Origin of the sequence: Bradyrhizobium sp. (assembly GCF_049512235.1) — a bacterium.
GTDB lineage: Bacteria > Pseudomonadota > Alphaproteobacteria > Rhizobiales > Xanthobacteraceae > Bradyrhizobium.
In genome coordinates this window covers 1-9,030 of sequence record NZ_JBEKXH010000268.1, presented here as the reverse complement: position 1 = coordinate 9,030, position 9,030 = coordinate 1, and the positions used below count along the sequence as shown (strand labels likewise).

At 62.2% G+C, this 9,030-nt stretch carries 11 protein-coding genes; 6 read left to right on the top strand and 5 right to left on the bottom strand.

From position 1 onward, the window contains the following. Positions 1–114: 114 nt before the first annotated feature. Positions 115–468 (bottom strand): phasin, encoded by a 354-nt coding sequence (locus ABSG20_RS22440; RefSeq protein WP_423866707.1) that lies wholly within the window; start codon positions 466–468, stop codon positions 115–117. 235 nt (positions 469–703) lie between these two features. Here ABSG20_RS22440 and ABSG20_RS22435 point away from each other — a divergent pair, with 235 nt between their 5' ends. Beyond that, positions 704–931 (top strand): hypothetical protein, encoded by a 228-nt coding sequence (locus tag ABSG20_RS22435; RefSeq protein WP_423866706.1) that lies wholly within the window; start codon positions 704–706, stop codon positions 929–931. 60 nt (positions 932–991) lie between these two features. Here ABSG20_RS22435 and ABSG20_RS22430 read toward each other — a convergent pair whose 3' ends face one another. Then, on the bottom strand, positions 992–2,011 hold the full coding sequence (locus ABSG20_RS22430; RefSeq protein WP_423866705.1) for a GlxA family transcriptional regulator: 1,020 nt from the start codon (positions 2,009–2,011) through the stop codon (positions 992–994). Positions 2,012–2,078: 67 nt separating this feature from the next. Between ABSG20_RS22430 and ABSG20_RS22425 the strand changes: the two genes are divergently transcribed. From ABSG20_RS22425 to ABSG20_RS22410, 4 genes are read left to right on the top strand one after another with little or no spacing between them, the layout of a single operon-like run. Next, positions 2,079–2,792 carry a hypothetical protein gene (locus ABSG20_RS22425; protein ID WP_423866704.1) on the top strand — a complete coding sequence of 238 codons (714 nt, stop codon included), beginning with the start codon at positions 2,079–2,081 and terminating at the stop codon, positions 2,790–2,792. Continuing rightward, positions 2,792–4,087, top strand: a complete 1,296-nt coding sequence (locus ABSG20_RS22420; RefSeq protein WP_423866703.1) for an MFS transporter — start codon at positions 2,792–2,794, stop codon at positions 4,085–4,087. The genes ABSG20_RS22425 and ABSG20_RS22420 overlap by 1 nt, the downstream gene beginning before the upstream one ends. Positions 4,088–4,109: 22 nt before the next feature. Continuing rightward, positions 4,110–4,865, top strand: a complete 756-nt coding sequence (locus tag ABSG20_RS22415) for a YqcI/YcgG family protein (protein ID WP_423866702.1) — start codon at positions 4,110–4,112, stop codon at positions 4,863–4,865. After that, positions 4,862–5,188: a cupin domain-containing protein gene (locus ABSG20_RS22410; RefSeq protein WP_423866701.1), complete on the top strand. Its 327-nt coding sequence runs from the start codon at positions 4,862–4,864 to the stop codon at positions 5,186–5,188. The genes ABSG20_RS22415 and ABSG20_RS22410 overlap by 4 nt, the downstream gene beginning before the upstream one ends. A gap of 29 nt (positions 5,189–5,217) precedes the next feature. Here ABSG20_RS22410 and ABSG20_RS22405 read toward each other — a convergent pair whose 3' ends face one another. Continuing rightward, entirely contained in the window at positions 5,218–5,406 is a 189-nt protein-coding gene (locus ABSG20_RS22405; RefSeq protein ID WP_423866700.1) for a hypothetical protein, read from the bottom strand. 27 nt (positions 5,407–5,433) lie between these two features. On the opposite strand from ABSG20_RS22405, the gene ABSG20_RS22400 reads away from it, so the two are divergent. After that, complete coding sequence (locus ABSG20_RS22400; RefSeq protein WP_423866699.1) at positions 5,434–5,619, top strand: hypothetical protein; 186 nt, start codon at positions 5,434–5,436, stop codon at positions 5,617–5,619. 215 nt (positions 5,620–5,834) lie between these two features. Here the strand turns inward: ABSG20_RS22400 and ABSG20_RS22395 are convergent, their stop codons facing one another. Beyond that, positions 5,835–6,602, bottom strand: a complete 768-nt coding sequence (locus ABSG20_RS22395) for an SPFH domain-containing protein (protein WP_423866698.1) — start codon at positions 6,600–6,602, stop codon at positions 5,835–5,837. A gap of 519 nt (positions 6,603–7,121) precedes the next feature. After that, positions 7,122–8,702 (bottom strand): porin, encoded by a 1,581-nt coding sequence (locus ABSG20_RS22390; protein ID WP_423866697.1) that lies wholly within the window; start codon positions 8,700–8,702, stop codon positions 7,122–7,124. Between the last annotated feature and the right edge of the window lie 328 nt (positions 8,703–9,030).

Sequence of the window (9,030 nt, the reverse complement as noted above, 5' to 3'; positions counted from 1 at the left end):
GCGTACGGACATCTGCAGCCGTCCACGCGCGCCTGGTTGAATTTTTCCTGGCCATTTCGGTTCCATATTTTGGCAGGCCGTAGACGAACCCAGAGGCGAGGACCGGACCGCGGATCAGTATTTGCCTTTCGACGCATCCTTCGCCGCCGACATGACCTCGCCGGTGATCTGTCGCATGTGTTCGCCGGCATTGGTGAACTGGCTGCGCAGAAATTCCGACTGAATGCGCATGGCTTCCTGAAGATCGGTGGCGTGAACCAGTTTTCGCGCATGCTCGAACGCGGCCCTCATGTTCTGCTCGGTCAGCGATAACGCGCGTTTGGACATGTCCCCGCCAGGGCCGGGCATCGCGGTGACCGACTTGTTGGCGGCATCGAAAAACATTCCGAATGCCTTTTCCGCCTGCTCGATGGTTTTTTCCGCCATCTCGCGCAATTCGGCGGGCACTTCCAGTTTCGGCTCAATCATCTCGCCATCCTCCGATTCGGCTGAGCGTTACCACATTTCCCGGGCCGCGTCTTTGCGAGAGTTGACGGCGGGCGGCCCGCAACATCCGCCGGCCGACAGCCGGCGGTTTCAGCGTTCATCGTCGGGGTGAACCCAGGCAGCAAACATTCGAGTTCAGACTGCATTCAGGTTCCGCACCCTAAATCGTCCTGAGGGGGTACATCCAACAGGAGATGACATGATCTTTAAGCCATTGATGACCGCCATGGTGATCTTCGGCGGCATTTCGGCCATGGCGGCAACATTCCCGACCGCGGCCAGGGCGCAAAATAATGTGGAAGCGGAAATAATCGGCTTCCATCAATTATGCGACAAAGGGGACCGGAGAGCGTGCGTGCGCTTTGGTATCTTGATCGGCGAGAACCACCAGCGCCACGCGGACTGGCGCAGAGCCCACGCCGAATGGTTCTGGTGGGACAGGTGATACCGAAAACGATGCAGGCCGCCTCACTGAGGCGGCCTCTTCCTTGACTGATGTCTGATCTCAGGAAATCGCGAAGCGGCTGCGGTATTCCGAAGGCGATACCCCGAGGTGCCGGATGAAGGCGCGCCGCATGCGTTCGTCATCGCCAAATCCGGCCAGCCGCGCCACCTCGATCACGCCGCCGGCTTCGCTGCTTTCGAGCAGCAACCGCGCCGCTTCGACCCGCAGCGCCTCGACCCCGCTGGCCGGCGTCATTCCGGTTCGGCTGGCATAGGCGCGGGCGAACGTTCGCGGGCTCATTCCGGCTTTCTCGGCCAGCGTATCGACCTTGAGATCGCCGGCAAGATTTTCCACGATCCAGGCGTGCAGCGCGCTGAACCGCCCCTCGACGTCGGAGGCTTGCGCCGCCAGCACGGTGGAGAACTGGCTTTGGCCGCCGGGACGCTTGAGGAACACCACCAGCCGCCGCGCGATGTCGAGCGCGATGGTATGGCCGAAATCCTCCTCGATCATCGCCAGCGCCAGGTCGATGCCGGCACTGACGCCGGCCGACGACCATACCCGCCCGTCCTTGACGAAAATCGCGTTGGGCTCGACGCGGATGGAAGGAAAGCCGTCCGCCAGTCGCGGACAATAGCGCCAATGCGTCGCCGCGCGCTTGCCATCCAGCGCCCCGGTCCAGGCCAGCACGAAGGCGCCGAGGCACACCGACGCAATTCGACGCGCCTTCGGCAGCACCTCCATGATCCATTGCATCAGGACGGTGTCCTGCCGCAACCGCCAGATGCCGGGGCCACCGGGAATAATGAGGGTATCGATCTGCTGCGGCCGAACGCCTGAAATCGGCGCGGTGTCGATCATCATCCCGACATCGGTTTGCACCAGGCCGCCCGCGGTCGAAAGGTATGACAGCGAATAGTGCGCCGCTGCCAGCTCGATTTCCTGCAATTCGGCGAACACCTGGGCCGGCCCGGAGATATCGAGCAGGGTCACACCGGGAAAGGCGACGATCGCGGCCCGCTTCGCGGCGGTTTTTCCACGCAAATCGAGGCGCCGGGGTTTGGCAGATTTCGAGGGCATATTGTCCTTTAAGCCATTCGATGGCCGCCTGTACACCTTGCGATGTATAGCGGGAGTGATGGCAACCATGTCACGAGAGCTGCACCGCCGGTACGGCACCATCCAATCGCCGTGGGCCGAATACGCGGTCTACAGTTTCCCCGATGCCTCGCGGGTCTGCGGGGGCGAACGGCAGCCTTTGATGAATGCGATGAACGCCATCATCGCCGTCAACTGGCAGGCCACGGAGCCGCATTGGACCGCGGCCTCCTCCCCGTTCGAGCGCAGGTTCGGCCTGATTCTGGTCTATGACGGCTCCGGGCTGGTGGCCTTTTCGGTCTACCGCACGCTGCTGACATCGGCGGGTCTTGCGATTTACCGCAGCGGCACCGAGGTGCTTCCGGCCCATCAGGGCCGCGGGCTGTACGGCTTCTTCACCACCGAAATCCTGAAGACTTCAGCCGCCGCCGAAAACCGGGATTGCGGCATTCTCTACGGCTGGCGAACGCGAAATCCCATCGTCTGGGCGGCCAACGCCAAGATCTGCGAGAAAGTCACGCCCTCTTTGCTTGGCGACGGCCAGGATCCAGTCTTGCAGACGGCCTGCGTCGAGATGTGTTCCCTGCTCTATCCCGGCAAGCAGCTCGAGATTCCCGGCATGATCATGCGCGGCGCTTACGGCCACATCAAACATCGCCGGCAGGGCTATCACGGCGAGGCGTCGCTGGTCGATGCGGCGATGACCCGCATGATCCCGGACTCGGCGGATGCACTGTTCTCGGTCGGCTTCGCGAGGGTATGATGTCGATGCCAGGACTACAGGCCGTGCTCGCGGCCCGCCATCGTTCGGGCGATCGTGCTTATCTGGCCTGGACCACGGTGGCGATCGCCTATGCGATCGCGTTCCTGCAGCGGGTGTCGCCGCAATCCGTCAGCCTGAGCTTCATGAGCGATTTCAGCACCGACGCCAGCGGCGTTGCGATGCTCGCCTCCAGCTATTTCTGGGGCTACACCCTGATGCAGATTCCGGCGGGCCTGCTGGTGGACCGTTATGGCGTCAGGCGCGTCGTGCTGTTCAGCATGGCGGTATCATCGCTCGGAAGTGCGGCGTTCGCGCTGGCGCCGAACCTGCTCGATGTATTCGCGGCCCGGCTGATCGTGGCCTGCGGCGACGCGCTGGTGTTTACGGCGCTGTTGAAGCTGGTCGCGCTCAGCTTCAGGGACGAAAGATTCGGCGTCATGTCAGGCATCTCGCAGGTGTCGGGCTATGTCGGCGGCGTGATGGCGACGACGCCGCTGGCCGCGGCGGTGACCGGCTATGGCTGGCGTGCCTGTTTTGTCTTTATCGCCTGTGTCGGCGCCGCCAATCTCGGCTTTGCCGGGATCGTCATCAAGCCGGATCAGGTGGCACGCACCACCAAAACCCTAGGCGGCGTTCTGGCCGCCAGCCTGACGGCGCTTTCGCAGCCGGCGAACTGGGGATGCGCCATGAGCTTTGCATCCCACTTCGCCGTGATGACGACGCTGTCAGGCGTCTGGGGAATTCCGATGGTGGCGCATTTCTTCAATATCTCGCCGTCGGCGGCTGGCACCCCGCTGCTCGCCTTCATGATCGGCAATGCGATCGGCTCGATCGGCCTCGGCCATGTCGCGGACCGCGCGGCGGCCGCGCTCGACACGGCGCTGATCCGCATCTGTCTGTTGCGGATGATCCTGATGGCGATGCTACTGCCGCCGGTCGCCCACGCCTTGGGCTTGTTTTATGTCACCGTGCTGTTTGCAGCCATCGGGCTGGTCGCCGGCGGCACCGTGCCACTGGTGCTGAAGTGCACCAAGCGGCTCTACACCGCCGATCTGATCGGGGTCGGTGCCTCGGTCAACACCACGGCTGCGGGAATTTTCGCAGGGCTCGCGCAGCCGATCATCGGCTTCGCCATGGTGTTGGTCAGCCGCCCTGCAGGGACGGCCATCGCGAACGGCCCAGCCTCGGTCAGCGATGCCGGCTACGGTACTCTCATCGCTATTCTGCTGCTCATGTCGCTGCCCGGCATCGCCGGTCCGCTGCTGATGAGGAGTAAATTGATGGTTCAGAAGTAGCAGCAAACCTTAGAGAGGGACTATGTCGCGCTTGTATTTGAGAAAAGCCGAGGTCGGCTCAACCTACGCGGTGAGCACGTGGCAAAGCGTCCTGTTCTCCGAATTCGAAGCCCAGATGTGCAGCGAAGCGCGGCCCTTCCCCTGCGTGTTCGGTGTCACCGGATATCGCCTGGACCAGCTGCGCTATCTGTTTCTCGATCCGTTCGATGTCGGGGTTCTCGGCGCGCAGCTCGAAGCGTTCGTCGCCGAGTGCCGCTCGCACGGGCCGAACACATCGCTGGTGGTATTCACCCGGCCGCGGCCGGTGCAGACGCTGGACGCCTATTACAGGAAATTGTGGCTCACGCTCGACCAGCTGGCGCGGCTGGACAAGAGCCCGTGGCCGGCCGAGATTCCCGAGCAGATCGACCATCCGTTGTGGGAGTTCTCGTTCGCCGGCGAACCGATCTTCGTGGTCTGCAGCACGCCGGCGCATGTGATGCGGCAAAGCCGCCGGTCCAGCGCGTTCATGCTGACCTTTCAGCCGCGCTGGGTGTTTGAAAGGATCCTTGGAACCGAGAAAGCGGCTCTGGCCGCGTTCGCCGATGTGCGCAAGAGGCTGGTTCCGTTCGACAGCGTCAGTCCCTCGCCGCGGCTCGGACGCTACGGCGAAAACGACGGACGGGAACACCAGCAATATTTCCTGATGGATGACAATCAAGCGGAGGTCGGTTGTCCGTTCGCCAAGCTGGCGCAGAATAAGACCTCGCCAATCGCAACCAGGGAGCAGGCGGCATGACCCGGATCATCACTGGCACCAAGACGGAATTTTCCATTGACCCCGCCATCCTGGACCTGCTTCCGGCGCAAGGTTGCGTCGAATTGCAACGCGACGCAGCCGGCAAGGTGCACCACTTCCACACCCATCCGGTGGACGAGATCCTGCTCATCATCGAAGGCGCGCTGAGATTCAGTTGGGAAGACGGTGAACGGATCGTCCAGCCCGGCGACACAATCCTGCTGCCCGCCGGCACGCTGCACCAATCCGAAGCGCTGCAAGGCGGCGCCATCTACGCCATCGCGACCCGGCCACCGGCCGCGGCTGACACAACGGGCAACTGAACAGGGCTAACTCAATGGGTAACCGCGGGTCAGGACAACGGGTATTCAGGGGCCGACGCCACCTCGGCGGCAAGGCGTTCGACCAGTTCGACGACTTCGAACCGTTGCCGCGGTGACAGTTTGAGGAAGGCCTTCAGTAGCCGCAGGCTTTCTACCGCTTCGCTCGATGGAGCTCCGAGCTTCTTGTGCAGCTCTGCAACAAATGTGGGATGTTTCATCTCGCACCTTCGATAGGGAACGATATAATGGCATATCTCGGCAAACGTAGGGGCTTGGCCCAGAAAGTCGATACGGCAGCAATAGAAGCCGAGCGTCTCGGCCTGACGACGGCGACGTTGATTCTTCGGATGGCACGCCTGGAAATTGACCGGGCTGAACCCGATGAGGTCGAAAGTATGCCAAGGATCAGTTCGGCCGGCAAGCCAAACTGACCGATCAGGACGGCTCTACAACTTAAGTATCAACCTTAGGTCGCAGCTTGCCGCAGTATCTGCATGACGCGGTGCGTTTGAGGCGCGGCGAGCCGGGGCCGGCCGGCCCGGCTCGCCCTGAGGCACCCCGGTGTTGGGCTGATTCCCCCCAATGCTACCCAGCGTTGCGGCCGCCGCGACCGCTCACGCCGCCGCTCGCGGTCCCGATCGTCGCGCTATTTCGACGCCGAATCCTTCGACAGCAACGCGATCGCTTCCTGCACGGTGGTCATGAACTGGGCGGGGAAGATGATGGTCGAGTTTTTCTCGACCGAGATCTCCGCCATGGTCTGCAGGGTGCGGAGCTGCAGCGCCACGGGATGCTTCGTGATGATATCGGCCGCCTCGCCGAGCTTGACCGCCGCCTGGAATTCGCCCTCGGCGGCGACGATCTTGGCGCGGCGCTCGCGCTCGGCCTCGGCCTCCTTGGCCATCGCGCGCTGCATGTTCTCGGGCAGCGTGATGTCCTTGATCTCGACCGCCGTCACCTGGGTGCCCCAGGGCTCGGTATGCTGGTCGATCACGTTCTTGATCTGGTCGTTGATGCCAGCGGTGTCCGACAGGAGCTGGTCGAGGCTGAAGCGTCCGACCACATTGCGCACGGTGGTCTGGCTGATCTGGTTGATCGCGTTATAGACGTTCTCGATCGCGATCACGGCCCGTCCGGGATTGGTGATGTGGTAATAGGCAACCGCCGCGATATCGATCGAGACATTGTCCTTGGTGATGATCTTTTGCGACGGGATCTGCATGGTGACGGTGCGCAGCGACACCCGCACCATCTGCTGGATCGGCACGAAGATCAGCGTCAGCCCGGGTCCGCGCACGCCGGCAAACCGGCCGAGCAGGAATACCACCCCGCGCTCATATTGCTTCAGCACGCGAAGCGAAGCCACGAGATAGATGACCACCAGCATGCCAACAAAGGATGAGATCCAGCCCATGGCGCCCTCATTGCCTGTTTGAGGAACCAAGACTAGCACCCTATGATGGGAACCGAGTGCGGAAATGCGCGGGCTCGCCGCCGCCATCCCCAAATCTGCAGCGCCGGTCCTGGGCCAGCAGCGCCAGCCCTGGGCTCACCGGCATCCCGCGTCCGCTGCCGGCGCCGCGCTGCACGACCGCCAAAATGAAAAACCTCCGGCAGGGCATTGCCGGAGGTTTTGGAGGTTAGACATAAGGTAGTTTGGGTCCCCCCGGGCAAATCAAAGGCCGTCGAACCATCTCGACGACTACATTTGGGATAATACCACATTTCTCATGTAAGCGAAATACTTTACTTAATAATATTTTTGGTGTGTTAGGCGGCAGGGCGTCGCTTCCCGGCTGCCGCGCCGCCGGCCGCCGGGATGACCCGGCCGCAGCCATTGCCGCGGGCGCGGGCCGCGCAAGCGCCATGGGCAAAAAAAAGACCCCCGGCAGTGCCCTGGCGGAGGTCTTTGGAAAGTTGTCAGCGGTCGGGCTCAGAAGTTACGCTGAGCGCGCACGTTGAAGGACACCGTGTTCTGGTTTTTGAACTGATAGACCGCGGTTGGCATCGGTGCCGTCGGGGTCAGGGTCGCCGTTCCCGAGAAGCCCGTATTGAGGTGGGTCCAGATCGCTTCCGCCGAGAAGGTCAGGTTCTTGACGGGAGTCCAGCGGGTAATCGCGCCCAGCATCGAAATGCTGTAGTTCGGGTTACAGGTCGAGGTCGCCATGTTGGCGGCGCCGATTTCCTTGTAGTAGGCCGCGCAATACTGACCCTGCGCGGTCGTCAAATTGCCGGCCGTGCCGCCATAGCGCACCCAGCCCATGCCGCCGAACAGGCTGCTCGACCAGTACGGATCCCAGTTATGGTTGAACGCACCACGGATACCGTAGGCGGTCGTCAGCTTGAGGTCGCCGGTACCGCCGGCCGCGACCGGAAGGTAGACCGCGTCGGTGGTGGCGCCGAAGCCAATGCTCTGGAAGGCGCCTGCGCCGCCGTTGCCAAACATGGTGAAGCTCGGCGAGGTTGAACTGGTCGAGATCACCTCCTTGGTATCACCCACGGCGTAGGTCGCATCGAACTTGATGTCGTCGCCGGGCCCGGTTGGGATATTCCTGATCTGGGTGGCGGCCATGATCGCGCCACCCCACTTCGAAGCCGGATGACCCGATATCATCGACAGCGCCGTCGGCGCCGCGCCCCCGGCAACACCCGCCGTCAGGGTGTTGTAGGAAGCATCCACCTGGTGCAGAGCACCCGACAACTGGAACAGTCCCCACGCCTGATCGACGCGGATATTGCCAACGACATCGGGCGCTTCGACGCCCGCATAGGCGTTGGCGCTCTGACCGATCGCGTTCATGCCGACCGAGAGGTTGTAGACCGCGGTACGGTTGTACACGGTCGGGTCATCGAGACCGATGGTGCCGGAAATGCCGTTGCCAAACTGGGCGGTGTACTGGATGTTGTTGGTGCCGGTGACGTCGTCATGACCGCCGATCAGGAACGAGGTGTTCTGGTTGCCCGGATAACCCTGCCACGGCGTCGCAAAGGCGGATGACGACTTGCCGAAGGTGAAGCCGGCGAACTGGATGAACACGTTTTCAACCGTCACATACCCGCCGCCGGTGGAACTCAGCAGGTTGGCATTGTTGCCAAGGTTGGTCTGGAGGCTGTTCGGATTGGTCGTGCTGCCGCCCAGGGTATCGAAGTTGAAGTCGCCCTGAGCGAAGGTACGGACGACGCCGTAGTCGGTCGCGGTGCGGGTGTCGACGGTGAGCGCCATACGCGAACGGGTCGCGTAGTAGTCGCGATAGCGGTTGCCCTGGCCGAGGTCGCCGTTCCAGGCCGGCTGATCGTAGATGCCGCCGTTGAATGTCGTGTCGATGCGCAGGTAACCACCCAGCTTGATGCAGGTGTCGGTGCCCGGAATGTAGAAGAAACCGGCTCCATACAGGGAGCAAACCCTCACGTACTCGACCGGTTTGGCCTTGACGGGAAGATCAGCCGCCTGCGCCCCACTCATGGCAAGCAGACCCGCCGCTGAGCCGAGGATAAGGCTCTTAACCATCTTCATGTTAACCTCCAAGTTGCTCTGTAGGGAAGGTTCCGGATCCGCCGGGTGTAACACCCTAAGGTTGGTTCCCTTGTCCCTTAAAACCCGCTTAGTCGCTTCGCGCCTTCGGACACTCCCGCATCAACGCGAGGGACTTAAGCGAACCACCTAACGGGACGACCTCGGGATGCCCCCCTCCGTCGCATCGACACAATTACCGAACACTTCTGCACACGCAACAAAGGAACCGCTCCGAACGGGGCTCGGCCGGCCGTTTTTGGAAATGTGTTGCACAAATAACACGCAGTTGTGATCCGACTTTCGTCTCAAGCCTTTGTTTTATTTAATA

Bases quoted from the DNA above. Each gene is read 5' to 3' on its own strand.
- ABSG20_RS22440 (WP_423866707.1), bottom strand. From the start codon at position 468: ATGATTGAGCCGAAACTGGAAGTGCCCGCCGAATTGCGCGAGATGGCG.
- ABSG20_RS22435 (WP_423866706.1), top strand. From the start codon at position 704: ATGACCGCCATGGTGATCTTCGGCGGCATTTCGGCCATGGCGGCAACA.
- ABSG20_RS22430 (WP_423866705.1), bottom strand. From the start codon at position 2,011: ATGCCCTCGAAATCTGCCAAACCCCGGCGCCTCGATTTGCGTGGAAAA.
- ABSG20_RS22425 (WP_423866704.1), top strand. From the start codon at position 2,079: ATGTCACGAGAGCTGCACCGCCGGTACGGCACCATCCAATCGCCGTGG.
- ABSG20_RS22420 (WP_423866703.1), top strand. From the start codon at position 2,792: ATGTCGATGCCAGGACTACAGGCCGTGCTCGCGGCCCGCCATCGTTCG.
- ABSG20_RS22415 (WP_423866702.1), top strand. From the start codon at position 4,110: ATGTCGCGCTTGTATTTGAGAAAAGCCGAGGTCGGCTCAACCTACGCG.
- ABSG20_RS22410 (WP_423866701.1), top strand. From the start codon at position 4,862: ATGACCCGGATCATCACTGGCACCAAGACGGAATTTTCCATTGACCCC.
- ABSG20_RS22405 (WP_423866700.1), bottom strand. From the start codon at position 5,406: ATGAAACATCCCACATTTGTTGCAGAGCTGCACAAGAAGCTCGGAGCT.
- ABSG20_RS22400 (WP_423866699.1), top strand. From the start codon at position 5,434: ATGGCATATCTCGGCAAACGTAGGGGCTTGGCCCAGAAAGTCGATACG.
- ABSG20_RS22395 (WP_423866698.1), bottom strand. From the start codon at position 6,602: ATGGGCTGGATCTCATCCTTTGTTGGCATGCTGGTGGTCATCTATCTC.
- ABSG20_RS22390 (WP_423866697.1), bottom strand. From the start codon at position 8,702: ATGAAGATGGTTAAGAGCCTTATCCTCGGCTCAGCGGCGGGTCTGCTT.